The 17,549-nt window shown below is 43.4% G+C and carries 15 protein-coding genes; 12 read left to right on the forward strand and 3 right to left on the reverse strand.

The features are described 5' to 3' along the window. The first annotated feature begins 23 nt into the window (after nucleotides 1-23). The 7 genes from nuoI (at nucleotide 24) to Q0890_RS07410 (ending at nucleotide 7,677) form a co-directional block, all read left to right on the forward strand. Complete coding sequence (nuoI, locus tag Q0890_RS07380) at nucleotides 24-572, forward strand: NADH-quinone oxidoreductase subunit NuoI (RefSeq protein ID WP_299219102.1); 549 nt, start codon at nucleotides 24-26, stop codon at nucleotides 570-572. Beyond that, the gene (gene nuoJ, locus Q0890_RS07385; RefSeq protein ID WP_299219104.1) at nucleotides 569-1,276 is read left to right on the forward strand and encodes an NADH-quinone oxidoreductase subunit J; all 708 of its coding nucleotides are present in this window, start codon (nucleotides 569-571) and stop codon (nucleotides 1,274-1,276) included. The genes nuoI and nuoJ overlap by 4 nt, the downstream gene beginning before the upstream one ends. Before the next feature lie 98 nt (nucleotides 1,277-1,374). Continuing rightward, nucleotides 1,375-1,683: an NADH-quinone oxidoreductase subunit NuoK gene (gene nuoK / locus Q0890_RS07390; RefSeq protein WP_299219844.1), complete on the forward strand. Its 309-nt coding sequence runs from the start codon at nucleotides 1,375-1,377 to the stop codon at nucleotides 1,681-1,683. 4 nt (nucleotides 1,684-1,687) lie between these two features. Further along, complete coding sequence (nuoL, locus tag Q0890_RS07395) at nucleotides 1,688-3,562, forward strand: NADH-quinone oxidoreductase subunit L (protein WP_299219106.1); 1,875 nt, start codon at nucleotides 1,688-1,690, stop codon at nucleotides 3,560-3,562. A gap of 1 nt (nucleotide 3,563) precedes the next feature. Then, a complete protein-coding gene (nuoM, locus tag Q0890_RS07400) occupies nucleotides 3,564-5,192 on the forward strand; it encodes an NADH-quinone oxidoreductase subunit M (protein WP_299219108.1) in 1,629 nt (542 codons plus the stop codon). 3 nt (nucleotides 5,193-5,195) lie between these two features. Beyond that, nucleotides 5,196-6,674: an NADH-quinone oxidoreductase subunit N gene (locus Q0890_RS07405; RefSeq protein ID WP_299219110.1), complete on the forward strand. Its 1,479-nt coding sequence runs from the start codon at nucleotides 5,196-5,198 to the stop codon at nucleotides 6,672-6,674. A gap of 169 nt (nucleotides 6,675-6,843) precedes the next feature. Beyond that, the gene (locus Q0890_RS07410) at nucleotides 6,844-7,677 is read left to right on the forward strand and encodes a ferredoxin--NADP reductase (protein ID WP_299219112.1); all 834 of its coding nucleotides are present in this window, start codon (nucleotides 6,844-6,846) and stop codon (nucleotides 7,675-7,677) included. 113 nt (nucleotides 7,678-7,790) lie between these two features. On the opposite strand, the gene Q0890_RS07415 is transcribed toward Q0890_RS07410, so the two are convergent. Beyond that, on the reverse strand, nucleotides 7,791-8,561 hold the full coding sequence (locus tag Q0890_RS07415; protein ID WP_299219113.1) for a hypothetical protein: 771 nt from the start codon (nucleotides 8,559-8,561) through the stop codon (nucleotides 7,791-7,793). Nucleotides 8,562-8,960: 399 nt separating this feature from the next. Here Q0890_RS07415 and Q0890_RS07420 point away from each other — a divergent pair, with 399 nt between their 5' ends. Both Q0890_RS07420 and Q0890_RS07425 read left to right on the forward strand, forming a co-directional pair. Continuing rightward, entirely contained in the window at nucleotides 8,961-9,848 is an 888-nt protein-coding gene (locus Q0890_RS07420) for an energy transducer TonB (protein WP_299219115.1), read from the forward strand. Between the two features lie 180 nt (nucleotides 9,849-10,028). Then, nucleotides 10,029-10,904, forward strand: coding sequence for a mechanosensitive ion channel domain-containing protein (locus Q0890_RS07425; RefSeq protein WP_299219117.1), 876 nt, complete (start codon nucleotides 10,029-10,031; stop codon nucleotides 10,902-10,904). A gap of 45 nt (nucleotides 10,905-10,949) precedes the next feature. Here the strand turns inward: Q0890_RS07425 and ybeY are convergent, their stop codons facing one another. Together ybeY and Q0890_RS07435 are read right to left on the reverse strand one after the other, a co-directional pair. After that, entirely contained in the window at nucleotides 10,950-11,555 is a 606-nt protein-coding gene (gene ybeY, locus Q0890_RS07430; RefSeq protein ID WP_299219119.1) for an rRNA maturation RNase YbeY, read from the reverse strand. 273 nt (nucleotides 11,556-11,828) lie between these two features. Then, nucleotides 11,829-12,926, reverse strand: coding sequence for a PhoH family protein (locus tag Q0890_RS07435; RefSeq protein ID WP_299219846.1), 1,098 nt, complete (start codon nucleotides 12,924-12,926; stop codon nucleotides 11,829-11,831). 584 nt (nucleotides 12,927-13,510) lie between these two features. On the opposite strand from Q0890_RS07435, the gene Q0890_RS07440 reads away from it, so the two are divergent. From Q0890_RS07440 to Q0890_RS07450, 3 genes are all read left to right on the forward strand, one after another. Further along, the gene (locus Q0890_RS07440) at nucleotides 13,511-14,764 is read left to right on the forward strand and encodes a UbiH/UbiF/VisC/COQ6 family ubiquinone biosynthesis hydroxylase (RefSeq protein ID WP_299219849.1); all 1,254 of its coding nucleotides are present in this window, start codon (nucleotides 13,511-13,513) and stop codon (nucleotides 14,762-14,764) included. Between the two features lie 247 nt (nucleotides 14,765-15,011). Continuing rightward, nucleotides 15,012-16,265: an FAD-dependent oxidoreductase gene (locus Q0890_RS07445; RefSeq protein WP_299219121.1), complete on the forward strand. Its 1,254-nt coding sequence runs from the start codon at nucleotides 15,012-15,014 to the stop codon at nucleotides 16,263-16,265. A 37-nt stretch (nucleotides 16,266-16,302) separates the two neighbouring features. Further along, nucleotides 16,303-17,544, forward strand: a complete 1,242-nt coding sequence (locus tag Q0890_RS07450) for a PIN domain-containing protein (protein ID WP_299219123.1) — start codon at nucleotides 16,303-16,305, stop codon at nucleotides 17,542-17,544. Nucleotides 17,545-17,549: the final 5 nt, after the last annotated feature.

The raw sequence follows: 17,549 nt of genomic DNA on the forward strand, positions 1-17,549 counted from the left end.
ATGCTGATAAGGATAATAATCCCATGTTTACTACGATAAAAAAGATTGTCATTGGTATTTTTACCATTGTCCGCAGCATGTGGATGGTCAATAGCCATGCGATTAGACCGCGCGATACCATACTGTATCCTGAAGAGCCTGTGCCAGTACCGCCGCGTTTTCGTGGACGTATTATATTGTCTCGTGATCCAGATGGTGATGAACGCTGCGTTGCTTGTAACTTATGTGCAGTAGCGTGTCCGGTTGGTTGTATCTCACTACAAAAAGCTGAGCGTGAAGATGGGCGCTGGTATCCAGAGTTCTTTCGAATCAATTTTTCACGTTGCATCTTTTGCGGATTATGTGAAGAAGCGTGTCCAACGACTGCAATTCAAATGACACCAGATTTTGAGTTGGGTGAGTATAATCGTCAGGATTTGGTCTACGAAAAAGAGCATTTACTTATTTCAGGACCAGGTAAATATCCTGATTATAACTACTATCGCGTCTCTGGTATGGCCGTGGCAGATAAGCCAAAAGGGGCTGCACAAAATGAAGCCGCACCTATTGATCTTCGGAGCTTGTTGCCATGATGACTATCTTAAACAACCCTGAATTAGCAGGTTTTTATTCACTTGCGGCAGTCGCTATCTTCGCTAGTCTGCGTGTGGTTATTCATGCCAACCCAGTACATGCTATTTTATCAATGATCGTATCATTGTTAGCGATAGCCGGTATATTTTTTGTATTGGGTGCGCCCTTTGCTGGGGCGCTTGAGATCGTTGTATACGCTGGCGCAATTATGGTGCTTTTCGTCTTTGTGATTATGATGCTCAATCTTGGCATGGCTAATGATGCTCGTGAAGAGCGTTGGCTCAATGCAGGAACATGGGCAGTACCAACTGGATTGACGGTAATTATCGCGGTTGTGCTGTATGCGATGATTGGCCTTAACCATAATGAGGTCGCCATGATTGGCGGTACGTCCATTTCTGCCAAAGCGGTTGGTACGGCACTGTTTACTAAGTATGTCATGTTGGTTGAGGTAGCGGCGCTGCTATTATTGGCAGCCCTAGTTGCTGCTTATCATTTGGGCAAAGAGTCTGTAGATGATGAGATCACTGGTAACGATCGCCAAAACTTTCATCCAAGTGTGGGTAACATCATAGAACATGAGAGTAATGACAGTTATGTAGATAATGAAGCTGTCAGAATAGCTGAACCATACGAATACAAAGAAGTAGATCCATATGACTATGTAGGTGTACAGCGAGTCACGCGTAAGGAGTCCGACTGATGATATTAGCAGCGAGCGTGGCACAAGATGTGTCCACCGTCCCGTTTGCCCATGAGGTAGTAGGCTTAGTGCAGCCCGCTGCTGAGGCGCAAGGTGTACTGGGTATGATACCTATGAGCCATGGACTCATCTTGGCAGGTATATTGTTCGCTATTGGACTATGCGGTGTCATGGTACGTCGTAACTTTTTATTCATGCTAATGAGCCTCGAGATTATGATGAATGCGGCGGCATTAGCATTTGTAGTGGCAGGTAGCCGCTGGGTCGATCCAGACGGACAGATCATGTTTATCTTTGTATTGACATTAGCAGCCGCTGAGGCAGCCATCGGTTTGGCAATATTACTACAGTTTTACCATAAGCGTGGGCATCTCGATGTCGATAGCGCTAATGAGATGAAGGGATGATGTCATGAGTTTATTACCATTAACCTTTATACTTCCGCTCATTGGCTTTTTAATATTGGCCTTTATGCGTGACAAGCTGACTGAGCAAGCAGCTGCATTCGTTGGTGTTGGGAGCATGCTGTTATCCGCAATGTGTGCCTTGGTTGCCAGTTATACTTTTTTAATGGACAATCCAGCAGGTACAGTCGTGCAAGTACCGCTATGGACATGGTTTCAAGTTGGCGACTTTGCGCCAAGCTTTGCTCTAAGCTTTGATGGTTTAGCATTGACCATGACTGGAATTATTACTGGTATTGGCTTTTTGATTCATCTGTTTGCCGCTTGGTATATGAAAGGTGATAAAGGCTTTGCCCGTTTTTTTAGTTATATGAACCTATTTGTCGCCAGCATGCTATTGCTGGTACTCGCAGACGATTTATTACTGCTCTATCTTGGCTGGGAAGGTGTGGGTATTTGCTCATACCTATTGATTGGTTTTTACTTTGAAGACCGTGCCAACGGCCGAGCTGCGATGAAAGCTTTTACCGTTACTCGCGTCGGTGATGTGTTTTTAGCATTTGGACTGTTTTTGCTGTTTCGTGAATTTGGTACGCTCAATATTCAAGAGATTATTACGCGTGCGCCAGAGGTGGTTGATCTTAATAATCCAACGATGATGTTGACCACTATGATGTTGGTTGGCGGTGCGATGGGTAAGTCTGCGCAGTTGCCACTACATACGTGGCTTGCCGATGCGATGGCAGGCCCAACACCGGTATCTGCATTGATTCACGCGGCGACCATGGTGACCGCAGGCGTTTATCTAATCGCACGTATGCATCCGTTATTTATTTTGACTCCTGGTATTCTTTTATATTGGGTCGGGGCAGTAGGCGCGTTGACTCTGGTTGTCGCTGGTTTCTGCGCATTAGTGCAAACAGATATCAAGCGTATCTTAGCGTATTCGACCATGAGTCAAATCGGCTATATGTTTTTAGCATTAGGCGTTGGTGCATGGCAAGGTGCGATCTTCCATTTGATGACCCATGCTTTCTTTAAAGCCTTGCTATTCTTATCATCAGGTGCAGTCATCCTTGCCGTCCATCATGAGCAAGATATCTTTAAAATGGGCGGCTTACGCAAAAAGATACCATTGGTATTTTGGTGCTATATCGTCGGTGGCGGTGCGCTTGCGGCCATACCTTGGGTGACAGTAGGTTTTTACTCTAAAGAAGCCATTCTTTGGGAGAGCTATGCTACTGGTCATCAAGTCTTATTCTATATGGGTGTATTTGGTGCATTCTTAACGGCAATCTATACTTTCCGTATGATTTGGATTGTCTTTTTTGGTGAAGAGAAAACGCCTGCACATAAATTATCTGGTATGTCGTATTGGTTGCCACTGACTGTACTGTTAGTGCTATCCACGGCAGTGGGCGCACTCATAACGCCACCGTTACAAGGTGTGTTGCCAGAAAGCGTAGGGCATTTATTGGAAGTTGCAGGTCAAGCGCACGCCAAACATACGGCAGAATATATCGCGATGGGTGCAATGCTGGCTGGATTGATATTAGCAGCTCTATTATATGTGGTTGATAAGGGCCGGATGTTAACGCGCTTTAAACAATCAAGTATTGGTGGCGCGCTATATTACTGGTGCTATAACGGTATGGGCTTTGACGCGCTATACGATTTGATTTTTGTAAAACCCTTTTTATTCATTGGTCGCTTATTTAAAGCCGATCCCATTGATAAAACATGGAACATATTACCTATGTTGGCATCAGCAGGAAACAAAGCGATGTCTGCAACGCAAACAGGGTCACTTCGAGGTTATGCGGCAAGTTTTGGCTTGGGTATGGCTGTATTGCTCGTGCTGGTAATGATGACGGTGGTATAAGATGATAGAGTTACAACAAACGTGGATGCTGCCAGCATTGATTGCAATTCCATTTATTGCAGGGTTGTTATGCTGGTTGGTTGAGCGAATAAACAAGCGTCTGCCGCGGTGGATTGCTTTGATCGGCATGATGCTGACCTTTGGGTTATCGCTTGTATTATGGCAGTATGGCGACTTTTCAGGTATGAGTAAGCAAGTCATAGCGCCGCAATCTGCTGTGCCATGGGTCGCTGAATATAATGTGCCATGGATACCAAGTTTTGGTATTAGCTTTCATTTGGCAATGGACGGTATGTCGCTCCTGATGATTGCACTGACAGGGTTGCTTGGTGTTGCTGCTGTTGCTTGTTCATGGAATGAGATTCAACGCCGTGTTGGGTTTTTTCATCTAAACTTGTTATGGAGTTTGGGCGGCGTTATAGGGGTGTTCTTAGCGATTGATATGTTCCTCTTCTTCTTCTTTTGGGAGATGATGCTGGTTCCTATCTATTTCTTGATTGCTATCTGGGGTCATGATGTCGCTGGTGGTAAGACTAAAGAATATGCTGCCACCAAGTTCTTTATTTATACCCAAGCGTCTGGGCTTATCATGCTCATTGGTATTTTGTTATTAGTGCTCTTTAATTATGCCAATCGCGGTGTGGTTAGCTTTAATTATAATGACTTGCTCGGTACGCCACTTGGCGGCTGGGAATATCCAATCATGCTTTGCTTCTTTATTGGTTTCGCCGTCAAGTTGCCAATCATTCCTTTTCATGGCTGGTTGCCGGATGCTCACGCGCAGGCACCAACAGCAGGTTCGGTGGATTTGGCAGGGGTGCTAATCAAGACAGCAGCTTATGGTCTGATTCGTTTTGTGTTGCCCTTGTTTCCTGCAGCGTCTCAAGAGTTTGCACCGATTGCGATTACGTTGGGTACGATCGGTATCTTTTACGGGGCATGGCTTGCCTTTATGCAAACCGATATGAAGCGTTTGCTTGCCTATACCAGTATTTCGCACATGGGCTTTGTGGTTTTAGCGATTTATGCAGGCACATTACTCAGTCTGCAAGGCTTAATGATTCAGATGCTTGCGCACGGGCTTAGCTCGGCTGCGCTATTTATTATGGCAGGGCAGCTTTATGAGCGTCTGCATACTCGCGATCTGACTTTGATGGGCGGTATGTGGGGACAGTTTCGTTATTATGCTCCGATATTAATGTTCTTTTGCGCGGCACTCCTAGGTATTCCTGGTACGGGTAACTTTATCGGTGAATTCATGATTTTATTTGGTGCATTTGCACAGTATCCAGTGTTTGTGGTACTAGCAACCTTTAGCTTAGTATTGGCTGGTTTGTATTCATTAATCTTAATTTACCGCGCACTGTTTGGGATTAATAATATCGAAGAGGTGGCGTTGCATGAGACCAAGTCACATGGTTTGCCAACCCGTAAATTAAAAGACTTGGGCAAGCGTGAGCTGTCATTACTACTGATGTTGGCGGCTGGATTGGTATGGCTTGGCCTGTACCCGCAGCCGATACTTGATACATCAAGTCAAGCCATGCAGTGGATTAATAATGCATATGTCTACAGTGAAATCACTCAAGTAGATGCGTCACAGTTACTTGATGCAATGGAGGCACGTTAAGTCATGAATGATATTACGATGAATGATTTGATGGGGCTAATGCCTTATGCACCAATCATTGCAGTAGTGGTTACAACGTTATTGGCTATGATCGCGATTACTATTAAGCGCTCGCATGTCATCACTGGCACTATTACTGTAACTGGGCTAAACGTTGGTCTGTTTATCCTACTTGCACAAATAGGCGGGGTAATAGACAGCCGATATGCATTGCCAAACGCTGAGCAGTTATTTGTAATCGATAATTTTGCTCAGTTTAATATGGTCGTTATTTTTATCTGTGCGCTGGCATGTTGTACATTAGCTTACGCATATTTGGCCAATCTTAAAGACAATAAAGATGAGCTGTATCTGCTAATGTTAGTGTCGACCACTGGCGCGCTTTTAATGGTATCGGCGCAGCATATGGCTGCATTCTTTATGAGCTTAGAGCTTTTGTCGATACCGCTATATGGTCTGCTGTCTTATACTTTTTTACGTAATCGCTCACTTGAGTCGGGGCTTAAGTACTTAGTATTGTCAGCGACTGCCTCTGCCACCTTGTTGATGGGGATGGCTTTTATTTATGCTCAAGTGGGCTCGCTGGCCTTCAAACCCATCAGCTTAGTATTAGGTGATATATTTGAATCGCCATTACTGATATTGGGTACAGCATTAATGATGTTTGGTATTGCCTTTAAGCTATCAGCAGCCCCTTTTCATATGTGGACGCCAGATGTGTACGAAGGCGCGCCAGCTCCTGTAGCGACTTATCTAGCCTCAGTCTCTAAAGTGGCTATGATGGCACTTGCTGTCCGCTTTTTGATTGATACGGCTTTATTGGCATTGCCATCAGTACAGATGTTAATTATGGTCATGGCAACCTTGTCTATTTTGGTCGGTAACTTATTGGCAGTACGTCAAACCAATTTAAAGCGTCTACTAGGGTATTCTTCTATTGCTCATATGGGTTATGTGCTGATTGTGATCGTTAGTATTGGTAGTGCTGCTGATAGTATTACTAGTATGTATATGGCCGTTTATGCCTTTACTTCTATCGGTGCGTTTGGTGTTGTGACTTTAATGTCTAGCCCTTATCGATTGGCTGGTGAAGCTGATGAGCTGATACATTATCAAGGACTATTTTGGCGTCGTCCAGTACTGACAGCTGTTATGACAATTATGATGCTCTCATTGGCTGGTATTCCATTGACGGCTGGCTTTATTACCAAGTTATTTGCCATATTAGCAGCTGTTCAGGGTACGAACTGGTTCTTAGCTGCGATGATTATTTTGGGTAGTGCTATCGGGTTGTTCTACTACTTACGTGTCATGCTGACACTGTTTAAACGTCCAAAAGAGTTTATTGAGTTTGATGTGGCAGGGCAATGGGGCATTCGCATGGGTGGACTCATGGTCATCGGTGTGACTGCGGTGATTATTTTCTTTGGTATATTACCTAATAGTATGATTGTATGGTCGAGTATGGCTAGTATCTGGTAATATAAGCTTTATATAGAGAGGCTTAATAAGCTTACCTTAAGCTGCGCTGTAGCAGTTACTGATAGAAAACCAAGATGTGCTGAGTTTATGATAAGCTTGGCGCATCTTTTTTATTTGTTCGTTTTAATAAACCACGTAAAAATTAACAAGATATAAGTGACTAATTATTATGAGTGAAGACAATATCCAAACCGTCAAAGTACTGAGTAAGACCACTTGGACACCCAGTCTGTTTAGCTTTACCGTAACGCGTCCAGAAAGCTTTAAGTTTACTGCCGGGCAGTTTGTACGTTTGGGCGTCAATCCCAGTAAGCTACAATATTATAAGCAACAAGGTGAGGCGCAAAGCCAAGCAACTGACGCCGCACCGGACGAGGATATATTCCGCGCTTACTCTATCGTATCTTCGCCATTTGATGAAGTGCTGGAGTTCTTTTCTATTGTGATTCCTGATGGGGCGTTTACCTCACAGTTGCAGCATCTTCAAGTGGGTGATGAGTTACTCCTCAATACTATGCCATTTGGCTTTTTAACTTTGGCTCGCTATCAACAGCCGTTACCAAAAGATTTATGGTTGCTTGCAACTGGCACTGGCTTGGCACCTTTTTTGTCGATGCTACAAGATTTGCAAACATGGCAAGACTACGAGCATATCGTCCTAGCCTATAGTGCGCGCTCACAAGAGGAGCTTGCGTACGTTGAGCAGATAAAGCAATTACAAGCTGATTTTGGTTCGTTAGTTGATAATCCTGCCCGCTTAATCTTTGTGCCGATTGTGACGCGTGAGCCTATGGAAGGCGCGCTTACCGAACGTTTGCCACAATTATTACTAAATGGTGAGCTAGAAAAGCGGGCTGGCATAAAGCTAGATAATGATAACGCCCATGTGATGCTGTGCGGTAATCCAGAAATGGTGGAAGATACCAAAGAGACCTTGAAAGAATTAGGCTTTGTTATGAATCGCCGCGGCGAAGGAAACATTGCAGTAGAAAACTATTGGTAATCAATAGAGAAGCAACAGCATTTAAAGGTAACAACAAATCATTAAAAAACGCTGCGATCTGTTGATTGGCAGCGTTTTTTATTATTCAATAAAAACTGTAATATAGGTCGTAGTTATTCTGTACTGGGCTCAGTTGCGTCATCTACAGGATGGATAGGTCCATGCATTAATTCGGGTTCATCATCATCACCAATGATATCTTCGCCACTACTTCCGCCCAATAAGTCGCGATAATTGATCTGCGCTTTTAGAATCAATTGATCTTCTTCAACTTCACCATAATTTACTTGTACCTTGTGTAGGGTACTCATGATTTTTTGGTTCTTCTTAAGCCAGCGATTTATATCAAGATAAATGATATCTTCTTTAGCACGGGCGATATTGATATAAGTTAAAATTACGCCTAGAGGGTCTTTTTTTAGGACGCTATGATAAAACCAGATAGCAAGTTTGACCCCTTGAAGCTTTAAAAAAGATTCACAGCGTAAGTTGAGCACATCTGTATAGGTCAACTGGCCAAACACAAAACGCTGCACATTACGATCAAGTTGGGCATGTACTAAACTAAAATTACCAGCCACTTCAGCATAAACACCAGCAGCATTTACTGTACAGTAGAGACGAAACCAATCATCGTGTAACTCGACTCTCAACTCTAAAATAGATTTGACATTGTCCGTGACGAACTTTTGCAGCGCATCGTTGACGTATTTTTGGGCAACTGGCAAAGCCAGTTCATCATCCAGCTTATCAGCAGTTTTATTATAAATATTTTTAATACTTTGGGTTAGGCCCTCCCAACCGTCACTAAACGACTCGTTGAATTGATAGCCAAGATTATCGGAGAAGTCATCGAAATTATCGAAGTTATCGAAGTTACTCAAACTTGTTATCCTTATGATTATAGTAGGATTGTTTTTACCAGATGATTGATCGTCAGACGCTAATCGATAGCGTAGATAGCACTATGACGAGTGAAAATAGTATATAGCAAAATAGCATACCAAAAAACGCAAGGCCTTATATTGTAGCAAATAACCTAAAAAACATAACGAAGAGTGTCAGGCAAGTACAAGTTGGTCGCAAGGCTTTTAGTCACAAGCTTTATTTGCACTTTGATTATGATAAAGTGTCGTATAGCGACATAACTGCTGCCCATGTTATGATAGCGCGAATACCATGATTGGTCGGCATAATTATTGCTTATAAGAGAGCTGCATGATGCGGAATAATCAGACTAAAATGATGACCGCTATTTTTACGCTTATAATTTGAGATTGATTGTGGCCCATATTAAAGACTCTCAAAGCTATCATTTTTCTGCGCAAACTGCGACGCGTGATTTTAGCTTACCCGTTGCTATTGTTATTGCGTTGTTAACACATGCTGTCCTTATCTTTGGTATCAGCTTTTCTATGGGACAAGATCCTGCTGCGTTGATGCAAGATGTGGCAAAAGCTTTGAAAGATAATATGCAGCCAAACGAAGATGCTTATTATATTGCTAATGCTTCACAGCAAGGTGGAGGCTCAGTGCGCCAACAAGTGCGACAAGAAAGCACTCAAACGAGTCCATTAACATCAGAGCAGATAAGTAAAACGCAAGATGCTATCAATCTGCAGCGCCAAGTACGTCAACAGCGTTATCAAGAAAGCTATCTACGTACTACTTTGAGTTGGCGTAAAGCCGATGTAGAAGCAGATAATGACAGCAAGCAAGCACAAGATGATATGATGGCGCAAGAAGAGAGACTACGGCAGCAGATTGCAACTTTAGAGGCTCAGTTGTCTCAGCGTCAACAGATATATGCCACCAAATCTAAAGTGGTGACCATTGATAGTAACTCGACGACACGCGGCGCTGCAGCAGATTATATCGAAACCTTCCGTGAGCATGTCGAACGGGTTGGCAACTTGCACTATCCGGCTCAGGCGCGTGCCCAAGGTATCACAGGTGAAGTACGCCTTATGGTGATTATTAGTAACGATGGCAACATCAAAGCCATCCGTTTGCTTGAAAGTTCAGGCTCAACGATATTAGATGAAGCCGCCAAGCAATCAGTACGCCAAGCTGCGCCTTTTGGGAAGTTTACCGCAGATATGAAGGATATTGTCGAGCTGCGTTTAATACGTACCTATCGTTATAGTGATAAAGTAGAAGTTACCTATTAAGAGTAAGTAGGTGAAGAGCAGTGGGTTTACAGATAGGGTATTAAAGAACCGTTAGATAAAACAGAATACAAACCATTGGCATAAGCAGGTTAAGATACCAGAGTCATTAAAGAGATAACTGGTATCCAATTGTGACCGTAAATCTGATAAACAAACGAAGCTATAAAATAAAGAGTTGGTATGGAATTTTTAGGTTTTACTATTGATGTTGCAACATTAACGAATAATGCATTGAGCTTAATGTTTAAAGTGGCTTTAGCGATACTAATATTTGTAATAGGTCGCTGGCTTGCCAAAAAGGCCGTGACATTTGCTCATCGTATCATGCTACGTAGTCGTTTGGATGATACTGTCGCCAGTTTCTTAGGTCGTCTTATATACGGCGTATTGCTGGTCATTGTGGTCTTAGCCGCACTGAGCAAAGTTGGCGTACAAACCACCTCAGTCGTTGCTATCTTGGGCGGTGCTGCGGTCGCGATTGGTTTGTCGTTAAAAGATCAGTTGTCAAACTTTGCCGCTGGCATTATGATTGTGACTTTTCGGCCGTTTGTAACTGGTGACTATGTACAGATTAGCAGTTACACAGGGACAGTTACTGAAATTACTTTGGTTAACACTCATTTAACCACGATAAACAATCACGATATCATCATCCCAAATGGCGATATCACCACATCAGCTGTAATCAATTATACTGCATTGCCCAATCGTCGCGTCGATATCACGGTCGGTATTGGCTATGATGCCAACATTAAAACCGCTAAAGAGGTGATGCTAAGCTTGGCCAGAAATAATCCGATGGCCTTTACTGATCCTGAGCCTATTGTACGAGTGACCAATCTAGGTGATAACTCTGTTGATCTGACGCTAAATGTTTGGACAACCAATGCAGATTGGTGGACCATGCAGTGTGATTTGCTTGAGCAGTTTAAATATGCGCTGGATGATGAAAAAATCGAGATTCCATTCCCGCAGCGCAGTGTCCATGTTAAAGGCTTGGATCAGATGATTAACCAGATGGGCCAATCACAAAAACTGCCCATGACCAAGGACTGATTGTTTTAAGAGATTGATTAGGTCAAAAAACTGACCTCGTCAAAATCAAATGTTTGGTAGATAGGGGTTTGGTAGGTTCAAACTTGCCAAAATCTCTATCTCAAACCTTTCCATCTCATCTTGTTCGGCCTGTCCAAGCTCATGATCAAAACCCAATAGATGCAGCAAGCCATGTATTAGTAGATGGCTGATGTGCTGTTCCACTGTTTTTTGTTGCTCTACCGCTTCGCGCTCCACGACGTCATGACATATGATTAGCTCACCAAGTGGCAGCATTGGCATTAGCTCGATAATATTAGCTGGCATCTCACTTGGGTACGATAGGATGTTGGTTGCATAATCTTTGCCTCGTGCTTCTAGGTTCAATTCACGACCTTCAATCTTGTCAGTAATATATATATCTAACGCTTTGACTTTATCCTGCCACGTCTCAAGACTAATATCTGTAAAGTAGGGTAGCGTCAGTCCGTTCTCGATATGTTTATCTATATATTTTAAAGTTGCAACCATGATTGGCAATAGACGATCTTCACTATAGTAACAACTGATTAACCCCTCATCGATACTATCAATAGCGCTGACATTAAGCTCAACCTTGTCTAGTTCACTTGTCTTTAGTACGTTTATATTATCGTTGTTAGATTGGTTCATAGCTTCACCTTAAGGAGAGGTATAGTTGATTCTAAATAAAACAGATACATTGTATGTCAACGTGGAACTGGTATAAATTTTCTTTGCGTGCTGTGCCTGCGCCGACAGAGGCTGCGTAAAATTCATCCCAGTCCCACTGTATCGTTTTTGTACTGAACTCACTATATTACGCTTATCAAGACTAATTTTATTTAATGTTAATTAAAAGACCGGATCACTATTTTTAGTAATCCGGTCTTTTGAGTTAGACATACACTGTATAAAGATGCTTTGCTATAGCTTAGATGCTGCGTTAGCTATTGCCTGTCTGCGCTCTTGCTCAGCAATACGCTCTTGTTTGCGTTTTTCTTCCAATATCAACTGCTCACTGTCAAACACATCGTAAGCTTCAACGATTTGTTGTACCAACTGATGGCGCACCACATCTTTTGAATCAAACCTAGTGATATGAATCTCTTCAATACCGCTTAAGATATCTAGCGCTTGCGTCAGTCCAGATTTAGTACCACGTGGCAGATCGACCTGCGAGATGTCCCCTGTAATGACGGCTCGTGAACCAAAGCCTAAACGTGTCAAAAACATTTTCATTTGCTCAGGTGTGGTGTTTTGCGCTTCATCTAAAATCACAAATGAGTTGTTTAACGTGCGCCCACGCATATAAGCCAATGGCGCAACTTCGATAATTTGACGTTCAATCATTTTGCCAACTTTTTCAAAGCCAAGCATTTCATATAGTGCGTCATACAAAGGGCGCAAGTAGGGGTCAATCTTTTGTGCCAAGTCACCCGGTAAAAAGCCTAGCTTCTCCCCAGCTTCTACCGCTGGACGGACCAGCAAAATGCGCTCGATCTCATTACGCTCTATCATATCGACAGCGCAGGCTACCGCAAGATAAGTCTTACCCGTACCGGCAGGGCCAATACCAAACGATACATCCGAGCTGAGCACGTTTTTTACATAACGCTGCTGATTGCCACCGCGTGGGATAATTTTGCCTTTACGAGTACGTAGACTGATGGGGGTAAAGTCACTTGCCGACTCCAAATCATCCATATTGTCTTCGTTATCAGCAGTTTGCTCCTGTTGTTCATCTTCCCTATCTTGCTCACGCGAGATACTAGACTGAATGATAAGATGCAACTCTTCTGCACTGATATCTTTGGTGTTTTGGGCTTCGTCAACCAGCTTATAGATGATGCGTTCACCGCGCTCAACAGCAGTCACATCACCGCTCAGGCAAAAGTCGCCTTGACGTTGGCTGATTTTGATATCGAGACGGTCTTGTAGGTATTTCATGTGATTGTTATATTCACCAAGCACAGTTTTGAGCTGCGCTGGCGTCAATGATTCAAACTTTATACGGCGGTTCATAGAATCAGTCAAGCGATTATCCTTGTATTTGTTCCCAATGATGCTCTTAGATATCAGCGAATCTAGGGTCTTAATAAATAAAACAATGGTAGAAACTTATTAATTTTGAGTAGTAGAAAAATGACAGTAAAATTGTTAGATATATAAAGGGTGATAAGTAACTATCCTGCCTTTATTATGGTTGATAGTTTTTAAATTTCAAGCCATACCTAAGGCCGGATAGCCTAGTTTTTGTATGGGGATTGCAACACCTATAGCGGTTATCAGTTTTCTGTTGTATGAAAAAATTGTTGATGGACGACATCGGTTTAAGCTTACTGTAAAGGACACAGAGATTTGGGCAATTTGTGGTAATCTATCAGCTATCAAAACATGGCCTAGTCGTTATATAAATGCCTCAAAATCGGTTAAAACACTGTCAATAAAATAGTAAAAAATACTTAGTAAACGTGTATAACAGCTCTATCCAATCAGTTCCAATAGGAATAATAATGATACAAGATACTCATTCAAATACCTCAGCGCAGACAAATGCTATGCAATCAAGCATTAGCAATCAGACTTTCGATACGAAAAACAATAAAATGGCCATGACCGAGCAGCAAGTACTGATCGCAGGCGGCGGTCATGTAGGGTTATCCTTTGCTTTGCTACTGGCCCATCATGGTATCGCCAGTACTTTGCTAGAAAAGATGAGCTACCCAACCATTAGTCCAAACGATGACAGCACGCGCAGTCATTATTTGGACAGTCGCAACACCGCCCTGTCACGGCGTACCGTACAGATTTACCAAGAGATAGGATTGTGGGACGAGCTACAAAGCCATGCCTGCCGTATTGATGCTGTACAGATAAGCGAACAAGGCAGCTTTGGCCGCGCACAATTAAACAAAGCTGAAGAGCAGGTAGAGTCGTTCGGCCAAGTGATGGAAAACGCTTGGCTGGGGCGTAAGCTATTACTGGCTGCCCAGCAAGAACCGCTTATCACTCTGATTGATAATGCTAATGTCATCGCTGTGGAACAACAGAGCGACGGTGTGACGTTGAGCTTTAGCTATTACGATGAAGAGGAGCATGAGCAGCAATTGCAAGCGAGTGTATTGGTTGCTTGTGATGGGCGGGACTCTACCGTGCGTCAACTGTTAGGTATCGATACGACGACCTATGATTATCAGCAAACCGCTATCGTCGGTGTGGTGGAGACAGACAAGCCGCATGAGCATAAAGCGATTGAGCGATTTAGTCCAGCAGGACCGCTTGCAGTGTTGCCATTGACCGATCCAGCAGGTGATGGCAATGAGGAATATCAACAAGGCTATAGACGCTCGGTGGTCTGGGTCTGTCCAACAGGTGAAGAAGATAAATATCTAGAAGACGACGCGCATTTTTTGGCGACCTTACAGCAAGCATTTGGTGAGCGTGCTGGCAAGTTCGTCGCTGCTGGTCGCCGCGGTGCCTATCCGCTGACACGCGTACTGGCAGATAAGCAGGCAGATGGTCGCTGCGTCATCATGGGCAATGCTGCTCATACCTTACATCCTGTGGCCGGCCAAGGATTTAATCTGTGTATGCGTGATGCGCATGTACTGGCGCAAATGATGAGTGCGCAAGTTCTGAAGGGTGCAGATATCGGTGACCCAACGCTGCTTAAACGCTATGAAAAAGCACGTCAAACTGACCAAAAACGAGTTATTCGCTTCTGCGATGCGGTCGTTCATGGCTTTACTCATCCCAATCCAGCAGTGAAGCTGGCGCGTAATGTTGCTTTGATTGCTTTTGATAAGCTGCCCAATATCAAGCCGTTGGTGGCAAATTATGCGATGGGTTTAAAATCGTAATATAGTTAATCCTAAATAAGAAGAATACAGCTATGCCAGCGTGCTACTGGTATAAGTTTTCTTTGCTTGCTGTGTGACTTCATCACTCCAGAGGCTGCATAAAATTCATCCCAGTAGCACTGTGTTTATTTTATAGTAGAACGACTATATCCATAACTAAAGTGATGCGCTATTTTTAGTCCATTTAGATAACTATCGAGTGAATTGAAGACACGCCCTAACACGTCCTGATATCGAGAGCTAACTTATGACAAACAACCATACACTCATTATCGGCGGCGGTATCGTCGGTGCGACGCTGGCGCTAAAGCTGGCGCAGGCCAAAATGCCCGTGACCTTAATTGATGCGCGTCCTGCCCGAGATAAGTCTGCATGGCAGCAAGTGCTACGCCGCCGCGATGCCCGCGTTTATGCGCTAAGCCTCGCCAGTATTGCGCTGCTAAAAGACGTAGGCGCTTGGCAAAAGATAGCACTATCTGGACGCAAGGCGGATTACTCGCAGATGCAGGTATGGCAACTGAATGGTATGGGCGAGCTATTATTTGGTGATAGTGAGAGCATTACGCCAGAACTGTTAGGCAGTATGGTTGAGCCAGCGGTTATTGAGCATGCATTATCGCAGCGTTTGTCTGAGGAAGATGTCGGTGACTATCTGACTGTCATCGCTGGACATAAAGTTGTGAGAATGGATTGGTTAGGAGCACAGCAAGGCTACCGTGTGACTTTGGATAATGATACAGCTATCGATGCCCAACTGTTGATTGGTGCAGATGGTCGTGGCTCATTTGTGCGTAAGCAGGCTGGGATTGAGATTGACATCCTTGATTATAATCAAACGGCGATTTGCTGCGCGATTCAAACTGCCAAACCCCATCAAGCCACCGCGCGCCAAGCCATGTTACCGACCGGCACGCTGGCTCTGTTGCCATTAGCGGATATCACTGATGAAGATAAAGCCAGTCCGCAACATTGGCAGTCGATTGTCTGGACACTACCGCGCAATCAAGCATTGGCATTGCTCGAAGAAGAGCCGCGCTACATCGCTGATAAACTGGCTGCTGCCTGTCATTACGAGCTGGGCGCTATCCATAAAATTGAATCAATCGCTAGCTTTCCACTGACCGCGCAACAAGCAAAAAGTTATGTCGCAGATAATTTAGTCTTGATAGGAGATGCGGCGCATGGTGTGCATCCGCTCGCTGGACAAGGGCTGAACCTAGGTATGCTTGATGTGCAGGCGTTGAGTGAGCAATTAACCCATGATTTTGCACGTAGTGGTGGCACGCTTTGGGGCACCAATCAAACCCTACGTACTTATGAGCGCCTGCGTCGTCCACATAATAGTTTGATGATGCATAGCTTTTCAGCGCTTAATTGGTTATTTGCAGGTTCACTTTCACAAATGCGTCCTGTACAGCAGATACGTAGCGAAGGCATGTACCGTGTGGGGAAGATTAAGCCATTAATGCGGCTATTTGCGAAGCAGGCAAGTGGGGTTTAGGGAACAATCGTTAAAACTAAATAATAAGAATATTTCGATGAAGCATATTTTAATTGATTATGAAAACATTCAACCCAAGAGCTTTGAGGGCATGGATACAAAGGAATGCCATGTCTGGTTGTTTTTGGGCATACATCAGCAAAAAAGCTTGCCACTTGGGTTGGTCGAAGCATTACTCGAATTCAACAGCGATAATGTACATATCATTAAGATGCAGCATGCAGGTAAAAACGCTTTAGATTTTTACTTGTCTTTTTATCTTGGCAAAATATCTGAAATCGATGCACAGGCGGATGTGTGTATTTTGGCAAGAGACAGTGGTTACGATATCTTGGTTGAGCATCTCAACACTGTGTATGACGGTATGGCCATCACACGCGCAGCAGATGCCAACCAATTAAGCCTCGCCTATGAGGTAGAGAACACGATAGAGGCTGATATAGAACAAACTCAACTCATCGTTGATACCAGTCAAAACGAAGTGTTCTATGACGATACTAACAGCGATGATCTGGTAGAGACAAAGATCGCTGCAGTACTAATCAGTGAAGAACAAACGCCTCAATCTGTCATTCATGACTGCTATGTTTTGGTGTTCGATAGCATAGTAAATCGCAAGATGTTTTTGCCAAGCTATAAATCAAACCTACTCTCTGCGATGAAGAAATACGCGTTAGCAGAAGCTTTGGTTAAATTTGATGAATCCGAACAAAACAATATCGTTGAAAAAGTCTTCGATAAATTTATCAAGAAAGGACTGATAGAGCTCGATAGTAAAAACGAAAAACTGTGCTACAACACAGACAGTCAGGGTATATTAAATTTAGTAACCGAAAAAGTATTACTGAGTAAAGCTAAGACTATGACTGGATTAACCAACGTTATCAAACAAAAACTTGCCAGCTACCGTCAAGAAAACGATGAGTCGCAAGTAAATCTAGTTATTACGTGGCTAAAAAATCAAGGACTGATAAAGCAAAACAATCAAAGTGTTTGTTACCCAACCTTAGACGATTTATCAGTCCATAAAACAAAAACCAATGTCAAAAATGTAAGCTCAAAGACGATAGACCAACGTACTGTATATCAATGCGCTATTGCATCTATCAAAGATCGGCCTGTCAGCTCACGTCCTGCAAAAAAATCGAGTTTAATCAATTACCTTAACAGTCATCTGCGCGATGAAGACTCTAAAACAATTGATAATATCGTCAAACAAATGGTTGGCAACCAGGTTGTCACGATATCTAGTAACAACAAGCTTAGTTATAATATATAGTCAAC

It is taken from the genome of uncultured Psychrobacter sp., assembly GCF_947488565.1.
GTDB classification, from domain to species: Bacteria; Pseudomonadota; Gammaproteobacteria; order Pseudomonadales; family Moraxellaceae; genus Psychrobacter; species Psychrobacter saeujeotis.

Coding starts and splice junctions, on each gene's coding strand:
- Q0890_RS07425 (WP_299219117.1), top strand. CDS start 10,029: ATGGAATTTTTAGGTTTTACTATTGATGTTGCAACATTAACGAATAAT.
- nuoM (WP_299219108.1), top strand. CDS start 3,564: ATGATAGAGTTACAACAAACGTGGATGCTGCCAGCATTGATTGCAATT.
- Q0890_RS07450 (WP_299219123.1), top strand. CDS start 16,303: ATGAAGCATATTTTAATTGATTATGAAAACATTCAACCCAAGAGCTTT.
- nuoI (WP_299219102.1), top strand. CDS start 24: ATGTTTACTACGATAAAAAAGATTGTCATTGGTATTTTTACCATTGTC.
- Q0890_RS07435 (WP_299219846.1), bottom strand. CDS start 12,926: ATGAACCGCCGTATAAAGTTTGAATCATTGACGCCAGCGCAGCTCAAA.
- nuoL (WP_299219106.1), top strand. CDS start 1,688: ATGAGTTTATTACCATTAACCTTTATACTTCCGCTCATTGGCTTTTTA.
- nuoJ (WP_299219104.1), top strand. CDS start 569: ATGATGACTATCTTAAACAACCCTGAATTAGCAGGTTTTTATTCACTT.
- Q0890_RS07410 (WP_299219112.1), top strand. CDS start 6,844: ATGAGTGAAGACAATATCCAAACCGTCAAAGTACTGAGTAAGACCACT.
- Q0890_RS07445 (WP_299219121.1), top strand. CDS start 15,012: ATGACAAACAACCATACACTCATTATCGGCGGCGGTATCGTCGGTGCG.
- Q0890_RS07405 (WP_299219110.1), top strand. CDS start 5,196: ATGAATGATATTACGATGAATGATTTGATGGGGCTAATGCCTTATGCA.
- ybeY (WP_299219119.1), bottom strand. CDS start 11,555: ATGAACCAATCTAACAACGATAATATAAACGTACTAAAGACAAGTGAA.
- Q0890_RS07440 (WP_299219849.1), top strand. CDS start 13,511: ATGGCCATGACCGAGCAGCAAGTACTGATCGCAGGCGGCGGTCATGTA.